Source organism: Pseudomonas sp. MDV22-iso1 (genome assembly GCF_058145095.1).
Window position 1 is genome coordinate 45886 of record NZ_JBYVMF010000017.1, and the last position, 15331, is coordinate 61216.

Below are 15331 nucleotides of genomic sequence, written 5' to 3' on the forward strand. Positions count from 1 at the left end.
CTAGCGGTGTTAGTGGACTGCGGGCGCCGTGCGCTCAATGTCCATCCATGCCCGAACGCTGTCGCGGTCCCACTGGCGCCGGACATAGGCGGCGAGTCGCGCGGGAACGTGATCGCCATTGGCGAGCAGACGGTTGAGCATGATTGCCAGGTCGGTATCAGCGATGCTCCAGTCACCAAACAGATGATCGGCGCCGCCCTTGAGCAACCGGTCAGCCACAAAGAACAGCCGGTCGACGGCCGCCAACGCGTCGTCGCTCAAGGGCGTGTCTTTTTTGCCGAAGTAAATGAGATCGGCCGGACGCTCCTTGCGAATGACCAACAGATCGCTGCGCAGCCAGGCTTGAAGCTGGCGGGCCCGCGCGCGTTGCCGGGTATCCTGGGGAAACAGCTTTTGCGGCTGCGGGGCGATCTCGTCGAGGTATTCGGCGATGGCTGAAGACTCCGACAGGGCGAAACCTTGGTGAACCATCGTGGGGATCTTGCAGGTTAACGACAGATCACGATAACCCGCTTGATAGTTCTCCCGGGCTTTAAGATCGAGTGTCACGAGTTCAAATGAAAGTTGCTTTTCTTTTAACGCCACAAACGTGGACATCGCAAAAGCGCTGACAAAATCCGCACCGACATACAACTTTATTTTTGCACTTTCCATAGAGCACTTCCCCTGCTTAACGAAATTAAATCCGTTGCCATGGAAGTGATCCTAGTTAGTTGATTTGCTGCTGAACAGATACAGAAATTATCTGATTCTATCGATACAGAAAGTTCGCAGGCACAAAAAAAGGGAGTTAGGCAAATGCTGACTCCCTTCAGTGAAACGGTGCTTCAGGATCGGCTGGTGATCAGCCCGTGACTGTCCGCAAAATTCGACAATAGCGCCATCTGCGGCATGTTGCTCAGGTTCAGCATCGCCAACGCTTCATCGGTACTCGTGTTGATGAAGCCGTGCCGAGTCCAGGCCGGCACCAGCAACACATCACCTGCGCTGACGTCCACTTCGTCGGCATCGCCCAACGTCAGCGCGCCGCAGCCGGATTGAATGATGAACAGGTGCCACCAGGAATGAGCGTGACCGTTAAGCACGGCGCCGGGTTTTAGCCATTGCATGGCTATCGCCACACCGGGCATCACCTCGCATCCGTTGAGGCTGTTGTGGTGGGCCAGCGCCACGATGTCGACCTCGCTGGCGTCCAGGGTCTGACGCATGTCTGTCAGCTCGGCTTCTTTCCATACCCGCGGGCCGACCGATTGATGGTGCAAACTTTCACGAAAATCCTTATATGAAAAAAACGCGCCTTTAACGTTATTCATCACCACGTTCCAACTTAGGCTGCCCACTGAGTAACAGCACCTTAGATTACCCACTCCACCCTGTAAAGCCGAGCAACTAACGCTTATAAAGGGATTGGTCTCAGCGCGGCGATCAAATCAACTTCTACCGCCGCATTTTTCGGTAGTTGATAAACGCCGACGGTCGTACGGGTATGTTTTCCCGCATCCCCCAATACGTGAGTGAAGACATCCGACGCACCGTTTGCAACTTCACTGAGGTCGACAAAATCTGCTGTGGACTTCACATAAACGGTGACGCGAACCAGCGACTTGATCTTGTCCAGCGAACCGATGGCGTCCACGATCAATGCCAGCGCGCGCATGGCGCTGATGCTGGCAGCGGCCTGAGCATCACTGAGGCTGAGTTCCAGCCCGACACGGCCGGGGTACTGGATCGCGCCGTTCATGCGTGGCACCAGACCGCTGATGTACAGCTCGTCGTGATGACGAATCAGCGGGGCGTAATGGCCGCCGGCGGTGTTCTCGCCATAGATGTCATAGCCAAGCTCCTTGGCCAGGTCGATGAAACGCTCATCACAGGTCTTGTGCTCAATCATTACCAAACCCTCTAAATCAATAAGACAACAACGTGAATCAGCCGACGGCCCTGACTGGCGACGCCAGGCAGTTGACCCCGACTCGGGACTCGATGGCTTCGGCCAGGCGCAGCAAGTCATTGCTGAGTTGGTCGTAGTGCTCGCTGAACAACACGATGTGGCCAATGAACGCGGTGTTGTCCTTCACCTGGGCCATGACCGTGTCGCCGACACGCTTTTCGTAAGCGGCCTCGACCAACTCGATGTTCAGTTCCCGGGTCAGGGATTCGATGTCCGGCAGGTCTCGCAAAAGGCCAGCGGCGGGCGCTCTGAGGAGGCGAATGCCGCAATAGCCGCGTGCAACCGGGTCCTGCTGAGCGGTCTTGCCCTCCACCGCCCACCTGACCCAGTGTTCCCATGGGTTGAAGTCGACAAAGGCCAGACGTGCCAGGTCCCAGATGTGCATGCCGCCGGGTCGCATGTTGGTTTCCACCGCCGAAGTCAGCCCGTCGCTGCGCAGGAAAATCTCGTTGTGATAAGCGCCGTTATCCGGTGAAACCAACCCGGACATGTGCCGACCGGCAGCGCCCAGTCGCGCCTGTACACCCTGCGTCAACGGCGCGGGCACTACCTGTTGGATTTCTGCGCGAAAGGCGCCTTCGGTGGTGGTTTTTTCCGTGACCCAGGTGCTGCCGGCGACGTAATCCCAACTGTATTCGCGAGCGTCACGGACCAGTTCTTCAAGGACGATGCCACCTTCCCGGTATGGCTTGAGCGCCTGCCATGCCTCGTCGCATTCGGACGGATGATGAATGACCCGGCAACCCCGGCTCGCGCCTTCACAGGCCGGTTTGATGAAGGCTTTGCCCCCCAGCTCGACAACCCGTTGACGCAGTTCGCCAAGGCTTTCGACCCGCGTGGAGAACACCGGACGGTAGTCGTCAGGCGCCGTGTCGCAAGCAGCTTCGAGCTTGCGGAAGATCTGTTTGTCCAGGCCGGCCCGGGCCTCGCCGGGCGTGATGCCGGGCAGGCCGTAATAGGTGGCCAGCGCCGCACCAAGCAACACGCCTCGATCGGAAAACGGCAACACGCCAATCAGCTTCCAGCGGTCGACATCCAGGCACCCGGCCACCAGTTCCAGTGACTCGGCAAGGTCCTGCGGCGCCAGCGAAGCGCTGCAGACGTGGTCCGCGACCTGGTCATCCTCGGGTGCAATTCGCTCAACCACCAGGATGAGCCGGGCGTTGTAGAGCGTCTTGCAGAGATCGCGCAACTTCTGGATATCCTGCACCCGATTGCCGTTGTAACCGACCACTACTACGCATGACGTCGTCTTCATGAAACCTCCGACCTGTGATGCAAAAAACGCTACCGCGATGACTCAGTCGTGCAGTGATGCGTTGGATTTACGGTTGAACCAGTACCAGGCGAGAATCCCGCCCGCACCAATGGCTGCCAGTAGCAGGGCGTTATAGGGGGCGGGCACGACACGCATGATCAGCACCGTCAGCCCCGCGCCGACGCCCAGGGATACTTCCTTGACGAACATGTTGTTCTGCTTGACCGAGAAATAATCGAGGTAGCTGAACGCGCACTCGGCGACCGATAGCAGCGCCACCCAGATCAGTGCACCGATCAGCGTCTCGACATGGAAGGCACCCGGAGACGAGAGCACGGCGAAGCCGCCAATGATGATCCCGATCACGGCGACCACTTTGAAACGCCCGGTGCGTTCGATGAGTTTCATTACCGGCATCTGCGCGAACACCACCACGGCGCTGTTGAGGATCAGCATCAGGCCGTACCAGGCCGGCAGCTCACCGGTCTTCAGCAGGATGGCCTGGGGCAGGATCGAGAACACGCCGAACAACTTGATCCCCATGATCAGGCCGGCGATGACCCATGGCAGTTTGTTGCGCCAGCCACTGCCATCCTGACTGGCCGGACGGGCAGCTGCGGGTTGCGTGGTGAAGGTCGCGCCCATGGCGATAGGCAGGCACAGCAGCACGAAAGCGGCGGCGCCGAGGAAAAACATCGTCGGGGTCAGTAGCGGTGACAGCAGGATCAGCCCGGCGACCAGGCTGCCCATGTTCATGGCGACCCGGTTGTAGGCGGCGCCCTCCTTGGTTTGCGCCGCTTCGCTCTTGATCAGGTAACCGGCGATGGCGATGCCGTAGGCGAACAATGCCGCCGCAAACATCACCATGCCCTGGTTGCGGGTGACCGCCAGCAACACCAGTCCAAGGCCGGCGCACAGCAGCGTGACACTCAGGGAGCGACGCCCCAGCACCAGCAAAGTCAGGGGCAGAAGAAGCAACAAGGCTCGATAGCCGAGGGCGAGAATGCTGTTGGTGGCCGTGTCGAGCCAGACGTTGGCCTTGCCCAACACCGCAAACAGCGACACCGCCGTGATGATGCGTATCGTGAACAGGCGAACATTAATCACCGGTTTGGCCACGGCGGCCGTTGTTTGAACACTCATGCAGCACCTCTGATACCAAGCAATTGCGGGGCCATAAGGCGCCCACCATCAAAAACGTCACTAAAGCGATAGTAGGGAGAGAGGGTTGTTTGCAGCAGAGCAAGTTCGTATAGAATCGAACGAACTTTACTGCCGGAGAGACCAGTAAAATGCAGGTTCAGCGAGCAGTGATCGCCGCCGTCGTGTTCCAGCCCGGAGTACCGCTGGTTCAGCAGATCGTCGATCAGTTGTCGGTAGCGATCAGCCAGGGCGGCTTGCCTCACGGGGCAAAGTTGCCACCGATTCGCGAACTCTCCGACTTGATGAGCGTGGGCAAGTCCACGGTGGTCGATGCCCTGGATCGCTTGCGCGCCAAGGGTCTGGTGGTGTCACGCCAGGGTTCCGGGCACTACGTGCACCGCACCAGCACCACGTTGAACACCGACACCGGCCCCGATCTGCAACCTCAGGACACCCTCAGCGTGGTCCGCCGCGCGTTGCTGCTGGACAACGGCGCCCTGCGCCCCGGCTGCGGTTTCCTGCCAACTTCATGGCTGCCAGCCGATGAACTGCTCAAAGCGGTGCGCGGCACCTTGCGCGCGACGAGTCTGCGCATGGGCGAGTACGGTGTAGCTGGCGGGTATTTGCCGCTGCGCCAGGCCCTGCGGGTCAAGCTGTCGACCTTCGGCATCGAAGTGCCGGTGGACCAGATCATCACCACCGCCAACACCATGCAGGCCATCGACCTGCTGATGCGCCTGCTGATCAAACCGGGCGACACCGTGCTGCTGGATGATCCGTGCTACTTCAACATGCACGCCAACCTGGCGCTGCACGGGGCGAAGGTCATCACCATCGCTCGCGATTGCGATGGCATGGACCTGGAGGCCTTCGAGCAACTGCTGATCGCCCACAAACCCGTGCTCTACATGACCAACAGCACCCTGCATAACCCGACCGGGCATTCCTTTTCCCCCGCTCAGGTGTATCGGTTGCTGGAGCTGAGCCACCGGTACGGTTTCCATATTCTCGAAGACGACCTTTACTGCGACATTCAACAGCGCCGCACCCCGCGACTGGCCGCCAGCGGGCTGGACAACGTCACGTACATTTCCGGTTTCTCCAAGACCCTGACCGCGAACAGCCGCGTCAGCTACGCGGTGCTGTCACCGCAACTGGCGGCACGCCTGGTCGCCCTGAAAATGGCCTGTGGCGGAGTCACCTCGGAACTGGCGGAACACATCACCTGCACAATGCTCAGCGACGGCAGCTACACCAAACACACGCGCCGTACGGTGGACCGGCTGTATGAATCCAACAGCCGGGTGACGAGCTGGCTGGCCGAAGCCGGTTGCTCGCTGTCGTCGTTGCCGGGAGAGGGTTTGTTCATCTGGACGCGCTTGCCGGACGGCCTGCACGCCGAAACTCTCGCCCGCAGAGGCCTGGAAAACAACCTGGTCCTCGCCCCCGGCACCCTGCTCAGCAAGGGCTCGGAAGCCAGCCATTACATGCGCTTCAACGTGGCCCACAGCGATCACACTCAAGTGCGTGAGCGGTTTTTCAGGTTGCTGGATAGCTGACTCAAACCTTCGAAACATCCATCCTGTACCCCGCCCCGGGTGCCCCCTCATGCAACGCGGATTGAATATCCGCGTACAAGGCATTCGCCTCAGCCGTCGTGATCGATCGCGAACAATCTCGCAGCACCACCCGAAGCAGCACATTTTCCTGACCCGGCAACAGCCCGAGGCGTTCGATGGCCTGCACCGGCAAATCAGCGAATCCCCAACGGCCCTTGACCTGCATTTCCTCAATCCAATCAGCGCAGTCACCCGCGGCCAGCAACATTTTCTCGGTCAGCACCTCCTCGCTTAACCCCGGGGTAACTGCCAATGAAATATCGCGAGCAATCGACGGCAAACGCGAAACCGCACGCCATGGATTCAGATCATGCATCTGCGCCTGCACCCTTACATTCTGATCCCGCAGCAAGCGAATATCCGGGATGCCTTTGCGCAGCATCGTCAGCCGATCCAGCCCCATCCCGAGCGCCAACCCGCCATGGCGCAATGGATCGATCTGCAACCGTTCCAATAACGATTGCGCAATACGACCGCACTCAAGGACCTCGATGGGAGCGCCGTCATTCAACACATTCACTTCGATCCCGCCCTCGGTGTAGTGATGCGGGCTATCGCAGTAGACCCATGGCTTGTCAGGCACGGCCGCTTTAAGAATATCGCCGACCAGGCGCAGCAAATGTTCGTGGGTCGACAGCTGCGGATCACCGAGTACCCAGATGTCCATCTGATGCGGCTCCGCGCAATGCCAGCGGTCACGACTGTCTCGGCGAAACGTGATACCGGGCGCTGCCAGCAATATCGTTTCCCCCGACTGCCGACTACAAGCCGCACGCTGCAGCGCCGATGGAATCTGACTGGTGGTTTGCGTGCGCAACAATGAGTGCTCATCGACCCAGCGGGTGTGTTCACTGCCTAGCGTGATTTCGGTGGGGTCATAGCCAAGCAAGCCGTAGTTTTCTTCGGCAGATACAACACGCGGGCCTGTCTGTAGTTGAGCCTGGGGCCAGCCGTTTTCAGCCAGTCGCTGAAGGATTTCATTCAGCAATAACCGGACAGCATGCTCGGGTGTGCTTTTTTCGGTGAGATCAACCAGTAACAGAGCCTGTTGGACAGCCGCATCGGTCAGGTATTTTTTTGATGCATTCACGCGAACAGCCCTCTAACGCCAGTTGACTTAAGGGCTCTTGAAAACCACCCGACAAATCAATCTAACGGCAGAAGCTGATCACTCACAACCATATGAACACTGCATTTCGGATTTTCAGAACACGCCTTCAGAGGCTTCCTACGCACTCTTCAAGCGTGCGCCATGAGCGAAAAATACAATCGCCAGTCAACGACTGACTGCCACCCTGCACCTATTTGAGTTCCCGTGACCCGCTTCGATTACCGACGCAGGTAACAAAACAGTCGTTCAAATGAGGTCAGTCATATGCTCGGATCAGTTTCTCCGTCAACCGCCAGGGCTACAGCTATTCCAGATATTGAATCAACCGCTCCTGCTGTTAATTCCATGCAATCGGACTCAAAGCCTTGCGTCGTCAACTTCAGTAGTGCAATTGAGGATCGTGAGAAAACCGCATTGGGAACCAGCGCGAACCTTGGCAAGGTTGTGTCGTTCAAGGGTGAGCATTTCTATCTGAAAGACGCCGTCAGTTATCTTCCGATCAGTCCTGAAATGGGCAATGCGATTACCTCTCGGGAAGTGGTCAGCGCCAAGCTATATGGTTTGTTTCTGCCTGCGCCGGAAGAACAGATGGTTAATCAATGCAGTTCAATGATGGAGGGTGCAGATGACGAGAAGATTTTTATCGCCTCCAGACTTGTCGCTTATCAGGATTTCGGCGACTGCTTGATCAAGGAAAAAACAGCTGATGACCTCGAACTACAATTCAAGGCATTCACAAAAGGACATGCCGACGCTTTCAAAGAAAATGCAGTCACTGCAAAAACGCTGACCGACGAGCTCTCGGCATTGCGCAAACAAGAAAATTGGTGGGCAGGCGCTGGTGCAAACCCTGATTTAAAACTCGTCCAAGCCTACAGACCCAAAGCGGAGCAACTTGATATGACTATGCAAAAGCAATTTCAGCTTTTGCCCGATCCCCTGCAAAAGGAGATGCAGGAACATCTGGCCGTATCGCAGTTACTGGGAGACTGGGACCCGATCAATGCGTTCTATAAGAACATGGGAATCGTCAAAACGGATGATGGAAGTCTGCACGTCATGCGCCTTGATTTTGGTAGTTGTCTGGACGTTGGCTTTCAAGGGCAACCCAAAGAGAACGGATATGAAACGGCAGTCAATCAACGTCCGGCGGTTTTCCCAGAACTGAAACATGACTTTAAAAGAGGAAATGCGGAATTTTCAGAAATGCTCCCTCGGCTGGTGGACGATCTTGGTTCTTTGCCGTACGCAGATCACGCCCAATCCATAGCAGGAAAACCCGAATGGGCAGATACCACGCGCATGAAAATTGGTTACCGTTGCGGCTTGATCATGCAGCAAAAAAACTCCGCGCAAGGTGCTGTTGAAACTCTTTTTAAAAGTCACTTGATGGATGCACCCGATCTTAATGCGACAGATAACCTAATCAGAATTTTAAACGCCCGCATGGATGCGCTCATCAATGGACAATGTGGAGGAAGCTTTAACTTAGCGACATGGGAAAAAGACAATCCCGAGCTCTCCGAGTCTATAAGAGCAGATCTTGCATCCAAACTGAGTATTCCGATAGCACCGCTAAGTTACGACCCAGACAAACAACAGTCCGATAATTTTCGCCTGAAGCTGAATATACAAAACAACTGATCGCCAGCACCGCCGATCCACTGTGGGGGCGGGCTTGCTCGCATAAATCCTGCCGTCATCGGCGCGGCGATCCCGAACAAGCTCACCCCTCGCAAATATCAGCGTCGATCATAAGGTCTCTGTAGGAGCTTCCGCAGGCTGCGATCTTTTGTTCTTTGTTTTTTAGATCAAAAGATCGCAGCCTGCGGCAGCTCCTACAGGGGGTTCGGTGTTGTTCTGATCGGCGGCGGCAATTGAATTTTTTGCCAACAAAAAACCCCGCGCTTCTCTCGAAGGCGGGGTTTTCTTTACAGCATCCGACGCTTAAGGCGCGTACGTCAGCAACAGCTCGGCGGGCACTTTGAAGTCCAGGGACATCATGACGCTCAACGCGGTGATGGTGAAGATCGAGAACACGAACAGCTTGCGTGCCCAGACCGTGTCATCCACTGCCTTGTAGCCGGTCCAGGCCATGTACAACCAGTACATGCCCATGGCCGCGGCGACGGCGAGGTAGCTCATGCCGGCATAGCCGCTGAAGGTCAGCATCAAGGTCGCCACGAGGAAGGCCAGGATGTAGAGCAGGATGTGCTTCTTCGCCACTTGAATCCCGCGCTTCACTGGCAGCACCGGAATCGATGCGGCCAGGTAATCATTGAAGCGGAAGATCGCGATGGCGTAGGAATGCGGCATCTGCCACAGGCTGAACATCACCAGCAGCGTCAGTGCAGCCATGTCGAAACTGTTGCTGACGGCGACGTAACCGATCACCGGCGGCATCGCGCCCGACAGACTGCCCACCAGCGTGCCGTGAACCGACTTGCGCTTGAGGTACAGGCTGTAGAAGCCGACGTAGATGACAAACCCGATCACCGCAAACAACGCGGCCAGCGGGTTGGCCACTGTGTACAACAAGGCAACGCCGGCGACACCCAGGACGGTCGCATAGATCAGGGCCAGTTTCAGGGAGATCAAGCCCTGCACCAGCACCCGGTTCTTGGTGCGTTCCATCTTCAGGTCGATGTCGCGGTCGATGCAGTTGTTGAACACGCAACCGGAAGCGACGACCAGGGACGTGCCGATCATGGCGGCCAGGAAGATGGCCAGATCGACATGCCCTTTCGAGGCCAGGAAAAATCCGCCTGCCACTGAAAGCACGTTACCGAAAATGATCCCCGGTTTGGTGATTTGGATAAAGTGCTTCAAGGACATCCGGATTTACCTCAGTGCGCCATCATGTTGGTGTGGATGCTGAACATGATCCACAGCGACAGGCCGACCAGCAGGACAATGACCAGCGCAGCGAAGACAAACGCGATCACGTTGTTACGCTGGGCGGCAGAGCGGTCCAGGTGGAGGAAGTACACCAGGTGCACCAGCACCTGGACGACTGCGAAGATCAGTACGATCCACAGGGTCATGGCTTTCGGCAGCGACGGGTACATCACCAGGCCGAAAGGAATGACGGTCAGGATCACCGACAGGATGAAACCGATAGCGTAAGACTTGACGCTGCCGTGGCCGGCGTCGTGGCTATCGTGGGAATGAGCGTTAGCCATTTACATAGTCCCCATCAGATAAACAACGGTGAATACGCAGATCCACACAACGTCCAGGAAGTGCCAGAACAGGCTCAGGCAGCTCAGACGGGTCTTGTTGGTCGCCGTCAGGCCGTTTTTCTGCACCTGGTACATCATGATCGCCATCCAGATCAGACCGCTGGTCACGTGCAGACCGTGGGTGCCGACCAGGGTGAAGAACCCGGACAGGAAGCCGCTGCGGCTAGGGCCGTAGCCTTCGGAGATCAGCAGGTGGAACTCGTTGATCTCCATGGCGATAAAGCCGGCGCCCAGCAGGAAGGTCATGGCCAGCCAGCCCAGGACCTGTGTCTTCTTGCCTTTGAACAACGCCAGCATGGCGAAGCCGTAGGTGATCGAGCTGAACAGCAGCAGAGCGGTTTCGCCCAGTACGTACGGCAGCTCGAAAATGTCGGCGCCCGACGGGCCGCCCGCTACGTTGTTAACCAGTACCGCGTACACCGCGAAGATCGACGCAAACAGAATGCAGTCGGTCATCAGGTAGAGCCAGAAACCGAATACGGTCATCTCGCCCGAGTCGTGGTGATGGTCATCGTGCCCATGTCCATCGACATGGGTGTGTCCAGCATTGGTCACTAAGTTCGACATGGTTTAAGCCTGTTCCAACGAGGTTTCAACACGGGTGGCGTTGGCTGGGATTTTCCCGGCCGCTACCAGACGTTTGTGCTGCTCGGCTTCGATGCGCTCGATGACATCCACCGGCACCATGTAGCCCTGATCGTCACGGGCGGCATGGATAGTGAAATACACCACGGTGCCAACCAGACCAACGATTGCCAGCCACCAGATGTGCCAGATCATCGCGAAACCGAACACGGTCAACAGCGCGCCCATAACCACACCCGTAGCGGTGTTGTTTGGCATGTGGATCGGCTCGTACTTGGCTGGAGCCTGGTACGCGGTACCGTTTTCCTTGGCCTCGGTGAACGGGTCGATGCTTTCTGCTTTTGGCAGCACAGCGAAGTTGTAGAACGGTGGTGGCGACGAGGTCGACCATTCCAGGGTATGGGCATTCCACGGGTCACCGTGATCGCACATGTTTTCTGGCTTGTTGCGGTCACGCACGCTGACGTACAGCTGGATCAGCTGGCAGGCGATGCCCACAGCGATCATCACCGCGCCGAACATGGCGACGTACAGGTACGGCACCCACTCAGGGTTGGTGGTGGCGTTCAGACGACGGGTCATACCCATGAAGCCCAGTACATAGAGCGGCATGAACGCGACGAAGAAGCCGGTGATCCAGAACCAGAATGCTGCCTTGCCCCAACCTTCGTGCAGCTTGAAGCCGAACGCTTTAGGGAAGTAGAACGCGAAGCCTGCGATGTAACCGAATACCGCGCCGCCGATGATCACGTTATGGAAGTGAGCGATCACGAACAGGCTGTTGTGCAGTACGAAGTCAGCACCCGGAATGGCCAGCAGTACGCCGGTCATGCCGCCGATGGCGAAGGTCACCATGAAGCCCAGGGTCCACAGAACCTGGCTGGTGAAACGCAGACGGCCCTGATAGATGGTGAACAGCCAGTTGAATAGCTTCACCCCCGTCGGGATCGAAATCAGCATCGTCGCCAGACCGAAGAAGGCGTTGACGCTGGCACCCGACCCCATGGTGAAGAAGTGGTGCAGCCAGACCATGAAGCCCAGGATCGAGATCGCGCCGGAAGCGTAGATCATCGAGTGGTGGCCGAACAGACGCTTGCCGGTGAAGGTGGAGATGACTTCGGAGAAGATCCCGAACGCCGGCAGAATCAGGATGTAAACCTCGGGGTGACCCCAGGCCCAGAACAGGTTGACGTACATCATTGGATTGCCACCAAGTTCATTGGTGAAAATGTGGAAATCCATGTAACGGTCAAGGGTCAGCAGTGCCAGGGTAGCGGTCAGGATCGGGAACGAAGCCACGATCAGGACGTTAGCCCAGGTGCAGGTCCAGGTGAAGATCGGCATGTCCATCAGCTTCATGCCAGGGGTACGCATTTTCAGCACGGTGGCCAGGAAGTTGACCCCCGTTAGCGTCGTACCTAACCCGGATAGCTGTAGCGCCCAGATGTAGTAATCCATCCCCACGCCAGGACTGTATTGCAGGCCCGACAGCGGCGGATAGGCAACCCAACCGGTCTTGGCGAATTCGCCGACGCCCAGGGACAGGTTGATCAGCACAACGCCGGACACCAGCAGCCAGAAGCTCAGGGAGTTCAGGAACGGGTAGGCAACGTCACGGGCACCGATCTGCAGCGGCACTGCAAGGTTCATCAGGCCGGTGAAGAATGGCATCGCCATGAAGATGATCATGATCACACCGTGAGCGGTGAAGATCTGGTCATAGTGTTCAGGCGGCAGGTAGCCAGGCGAACCCTCGGTGGCCATGGCCAGCTGGGTACGCATCATGATGGCGTCGGCAAAACCACGCAGCAGCATGACCATGGCGACGATGATGTACATCACGCCGATTTTCTTGTGGTCGACCGAGGTCAACCACTCGGTCCACAAATAGGTCCACTTCTTGAAGTAGGTGATTGCAGCGAACAGTGCCAGACCACCGAGCGCGATCATGGCGATGGTAATCATCACGATCGGTTCGTGGAACGGGACCGCTTCCCAACTTAATTTACCAAACATCGTTTACTCCTCTGCCCCGGCAGCTGAATGCGAACTCATGTCCATCCCTTCCATATGGGCCACTTCTTTCTCTTTCTTCTCGTGGTGCATCGGCTTGCCCGGTTTCATGCCTTCGTACTTGTCGACGATGAACTGGAACAGGTTCGGCGTAACCGAGGAGTAGAGCTCGACTGGGTTGTTCTGGCTTGGTTTGGTAAGGGCTTCGTATTCAGCTTTTTCCAGCTGTTTAGGTGCCTTTTTGACTTCACTTACCCAGGCGTCAAAATTTTCCTGGGAAGTCGAGATCGCTTTGAATTTCATGCCGGTGAAACCTGCGCCGCTGTAGTTGGCAGAGATGCCTTCCATTTCAGCGTCACGGTTGGCAATCAGGTGCAACTTGGTCTGCATGCCGGCCATCGCGTAGATCTGGCCGCCCAGGCCTGGAATGAAGAACGAGTTCATCACCGAGTCCGACGTCACCTTGAAATTGACCGGGGTATTCGTCGGGAACACGATCTTGTTGACCGTGGCGATGCCCTGTTCCGGATAGATGAACACCCACTTCCAGTCCAGCGCGACCACTTCAATGGTGATCGGCTTGACGTCGGATTCCAGCGGCTTGTAAGGGTCCAGAGCGTGGGTCGACACGTAGGTGACGTAACCCAGAGCAATGATGATCAGCACTGGAACAGCCCACACCGCGATTTCGATCTTGGTGGAGTGCGACCACTTCGGCGTGTACACGGCGTCAGTGTTGGTCGCGCGGTATTTCCAGGCGAACAGGAAGGTCATGACGATGACCGGAACCACGACCAACAGCATCAGCAACGTTGCGGTGATGATCAGGTTTCGCTGCTCCAGGCCAACCTGACCGGTTGGATTGAGCAAGGTCATGTTGCAGCCTGACAGCAGCAACGCGCCGATCAGCGGCAATAAGCCTAGTAGTCTGGGGTACCTGTTTTTACTCATCTCACGACCTCTAAAGCAGCTTGCGCAATGCAGTTGGGTTTTGATCGCCAACACTTCACCCTGCCAAGGGTTGGCATTTTTCTTGGATTGAATAAGGGCTGCCCGTCGCGCGTCAGACGCTGCTCGACAAATCCTGGGCCAGCGGTGAGTTCTTATTCGAATTCGTGGTCAAAGGCCTTGTTACAGACCAATTCCATTTGGTGCGGATAATTGGAAGGCACCGACACCTGGGCGTCGTACAAAGCCAACCGGCCTCTCGACACCCTATTTCTGCTCAGGGATGAGCAGTGCCGGGAATTCAGTGCGGGCGATTGTAGATATGTAACGTTTTATAAACCATGTCTCATCCCGAAATAATTTTTATCCATTCCAGCAACAATCATTAACGGTTTGTGCAAAAGTGCGCCATGGTATCGAAATTGATTCTCAACAAAAACACCAAAAATAGTAGGTGTTCCTTGCTCAGTTCAGACAGCATCGGAGGCGTTGCACCTACCCGACACCCTGGCGTAGCCCCCATATGACAAGGGCTCTGGCAATTCGCCAGGCCCTGTTAAAACTGCCTGCTACGGGGTTTCAGGGTTATTGGAGTTCTGCCTGGAACCAGGCCAATTCAGCGCCATGGATGTGCACCAATCTGCACTTTTGAAATGCCTTGCGACACTCGCTCTGTGACAACATGTCGCACACCTGTCGCACTGTTCGCTGTCGCACATCACGCTCTTTTTACCTGAGCCCTGAAACGTGCTTTGGCGCACAAAAAATGCCCCGGCCCTCTCAACGAGGACCGGGGCATTTTTGCAGGGCACTTTGAGGTCGCTGAAGAACTCAGCGCAGCGCTTTGCGATTACGCATCGTCAGAACCGGCACCAGGATGACGATCAGCACGAAGGCGACCAGCGCCCATTGAGCCAGCGACAGACCGAGGATCGGCGGATACGGCGTGGAGCAGAAGCCATCGACCTGAAAGCCCAGCGGGAAGATTTTCGCCAGTGGCAAACCATCGACAATCGGCTGCAAGACGTCGATGCCGCAGCTGACGGTCGGGTAGAACTGCGTGTAGACGTGATGGCCGGCCACACCTACACCGGCCAACGCACAGATCACCACCAGGGTTTCAAGGATCGTGATGCTGCGGCGGGTGCTCATCGCCGCACCGATGAAGGCGAAGATCGCAACCAGCAACAACGCATAACGCTGCAGGATGCACAGCGGACATGGCGCCTCGCCCAAGACAATTTGCATGTACAGCGCGCCGCCGATCAGCCCCAGGCAGATGATGCCCAGCAACACCAGGTAGCGTCGCTCACGGCCCAACCGCATCGTTTCCTCGCTCATTGCGTTTCCCTTCTGAATATCGATTGACCGGAAGTCTACACGCTGGCCCCGAGCTTGAGAGCCCGGGGGGCGTGGATAGATTCGGGGAATAAACGACAGGGCGGTTAAGAAGGGATTAAC

At 56.9% G+C, this 15331-nt stretch carries 14 protein-coding genes; 2 read left to right on the top strand and 12 right to left on the bottom strand.

The features are described from left to right. Positions 1-9 precede the first annotated feature (9 nt). From yfcF to AC3ZVB_RS19305, 5 genes are all read right to left on the bottom strand, one after another. Positions 10-654, bottom strand: a complete 645-nt coding sequence (gene yfcF / locus AC3ZVB_RS19285) for a glutathione transferase (RefSeq protein WP_490147441.1) — start codon at positions 652-654, stop codon at positions 10-12. Positions 655-827: 173 nt separating this feature from the next. Then, positions 828-1313: a cupin domain-containing protein gene (locus AC3ZVB_RS19290; RefSeq protein WP_490147442.1), complete on the bottom strand. Its 486-nt coding sequence runs from the start codon at positions 1311-1313 to the stop codon at positions 828-830. A gap of 83 nt (positions 1314-1396) precedes the next feature. Further along, positions 1397-1891 carry a RidA family protein gene (locus tag AC3ZVB_RS19295; RefSeq protein ID WP_490147443.1) on the bottom strand — a complete coding sequence of 165 codons (495 nt, stop codon included), beginning with the start codon at positions 1889-1891 and terminating at the stop codon, positions 1397-1399. 37 nt (positions 1892-1928) lie between these two features. After that, complete coding sequence (locus AC3ZVB_RS19300) at positions 1929-3209, bottom strand: ATP-grasp domain-containing protein (RefSeq protein WP_490147444.1); 1281 nt, start codon at positions 3207-3209, stop codon at positions 1929-1931. Between the two features lie 42 nt (positions 3210-3251). Further along, on the bottom strand, positions 3252-4352 hold the full coding sequence (locus AC3ZVB_RS19305) for a hypothetical protein (protein ID WP_490147445.1): 1101 nt from the start codon (positions 4350-4352) through the stop codon (positions 3252-3254). A gap of 149 nt (positions 4353-4501) precedes the next feature. On the opposite strand from AC3ZVB_RS19305, the gene AC3ZVB_RS19310 reads away from it, so the two are divergent. Continuing rightward, positions 4502-5911 (top strand): aminotransferase-like domain-containing protein, encoded by a 1410-nt coding sequence (locus tag AC3ZVB_RS19310; RefSeq protein ID WP_162437337.1) that lies wholly within the window; start codon positions 4502-4504, stop codon positions 5909-5911. A 1-nt stretch (position 5912) separates the two neighbouring features. Here AC3ZVB_RS19310 and srmL read toward each other — a convergent pair whose 3' ends face one another. Further along, positions 5913-7061 carry a PheS-related mystery ligase SrmL gene (gene srmL, locus AC3ZVB_RS19315; RefSeq protein WP_490147446.1) on the bottom strand — a complete coding sequence of 383 codons (1149 nt, stop codon included), beginning with the start codon at positions 7059-7061 and terminating at the stop codon, positions 5913-5915. Between the two features lie 285 nt (positions 7062-7346). On the opposite strand from srmL, the gene AC3ZVB_RS19320 reads away from it, so the two are divergent. Further along, on the top strand, positions 7347-8726 hold the full coding sequence (locus AC3ZVB_RS19320; protein ID WP_490147447.1) for a hypothetical protein: 1380 nt from the start codon (positions 7347-7349) through the stop codon (positions 8724-8726). A gap of 303 nt (positions 8727-9029) precedes the next feature. On the opposite strand, the gene cyoE is transcribed toward AC3ZVB_RS19320, so the two are convergent. The 6 genes from cyoE to AC3ZVB_RS19350 all read right to left on the bottom strand — a co-directional run bounded on the left by cyoE (position 9030) and on the right by AC3ZVB_RS19350 (position 15211). Beyond that, positions 9030-9917: a heme o synthase gene (cyoE, locus tag AC3ZVB_RS19325; protein WP_194691337.1), complete on the bottom strand. Its 888-nt coding sequence runs from the start codon at positions 9915-9917 to the stop codon at positions 9030-9032. Between the two features lie 11 nt (positions 9918-9928). Beyond that, positions 9929-10264 (bottom strand): cytochrome o ubiquinol oxidase subunit IV, encoded by a 336-nt coding sequence (gene cyoD, locus AC3ZVB_RS19330; protein WP_162437334.1) that lies wholly within the window; start codon positions 10262-10264, stop codon positions 9929-9931. Then, complete coding sequence (locus tag AC3ZVB_RS19335; RefSeq protein WP_045062707.1) at positions 10265-10891, bottom strand: cytochrome o ubiquinol oxidase subunit III; 627 nt, start codon at positions 10889-10891, stop codon at positions 10265-10267. A 3-nt stretch (positions 10892-10894) separates the two neighbouring features. Then, entirely contained in the window at positions 10895-12925 is a 2031-nt protein-coding gene (gene cyoB / locus AC3ZVB_RS19340; protein ID WP_162437333.1) for a cytochrome o ubiquinol oxidase subunit I, read from the bottom strand. Positions 12926-12928: 3 nt separating this feature from the next. Next, positions 12929-13873: a ubiquinol oxidase subunit II gene (cyoA, locus tag AC3ZVB_RS19345; RefSeq protein ID WP_162437332.1), complete on the bottom strand. Its 945-nt coding sequence runs from the start codon at positions 13871-13873 to the stop codon at positions 12929-12931. A gap of 828 nt (positions 13874-14701) precedes the next feature. After that, positions 14702-15211 (bottom strand): disulfide bond formation protein B, encoded by a 510-nt coding sequence (locus AC3ZVB_RS19350; protein WP_194691340.1) that lies wholly within the window; start codon positions 15209-15211, stop codon positions 14702-14704. Positions 15212-15331: the final 120 nt, after the last annotated feature.

Coding starts and splice junctions, on each gene's coding strand:
- yfcF (WP_490147441.1), bottom strand. CDS start 654: ATGGAAAGTGCAAAAATAAAGTTGTATGTCGGTGCGGATTTTGTCAGC.
- AC3ZVB_RS19290 (WP_490147442.1), bottom strand. CDS start 1,313: ATGAATAACGTTAAAGGCGCGTTTTTTTCATATAAGGATTTTCGTGAA.
- AC3ZVB_RS19295 (WP_490147443.1), bottom strand. CDS start 1,891: ATGATTGAGCACAAGACCTGTGATGAGCGTTTCATCGACCTGGCCAAG.
- AC3ZVB_RS19300 (WP_490147444.1), bottom strand. CDS start 3,209: ATGAAGACGACGTCATGCGTAGTAGTGGTCGGTTACAACGGCAATCGG.
- AC3ZVB_RS19305 (WP_490147445.1), bottom strand. CDS start 4,352: ATGAGTGTTCAAACAACGGCCGCCGTGGCCAAACCGGTGATTAATGTT.
- AC3ZVB_RS19310 (WP_162437337.1), top strand. CDS start 4,502: ATGCAGGTTCAGCGAGCAGTGATCGCCGCCGTCGTGTTCCAGCCCGGA.
- AC3ZVB_RS19320 (WP_490147447.1), top strand. CDS start 7,347: ATGCTCGGATCAGTTTCTCCGTCAACCGCCAGGGCTACAGCTATTCCA.
- cyoE (WP_194691337.1), bottom strand. CDS start 9,917: ATGTCCTTGAAGCACTTTATCCAAATCACCAAACCGGGGATCATTTTC.
- cyoD (WP_162437334.1), bottom strand. CDS start 10,264: ATGGCTAACGCTCATTCCCACGATAGCCACGACGCCGGCCACGGCAGC.
- AC3ZVB_RS19335 (WP_045062707.1), bottom strand. CDS start 10,891: ATGTCGAACTTAGTGACCAATGCTGGACACACCCATGTCGATGGACAT.
- cyoB (WP_162437333.1), bottom strand. CDS start 12,925: ATGTTTGGTAAATTAAGTTGGGAAGCGGTCCCGTTCCACGAACCGATC.
- cyoA (WP_162437332.1), bottom strand. CDS start 13,873: ATGAGTAAAAACAGGTACCCCAGACTACTAGGCTTATTGCCGCTGATC.
- AC3ZVB_RS19350 (WP_194691340.1), bottom strand. CDS start 15,211: ATGAGCGAGGAAACGATGCGGTTGGGCCGTGAGCGACGCTACCTGGTG.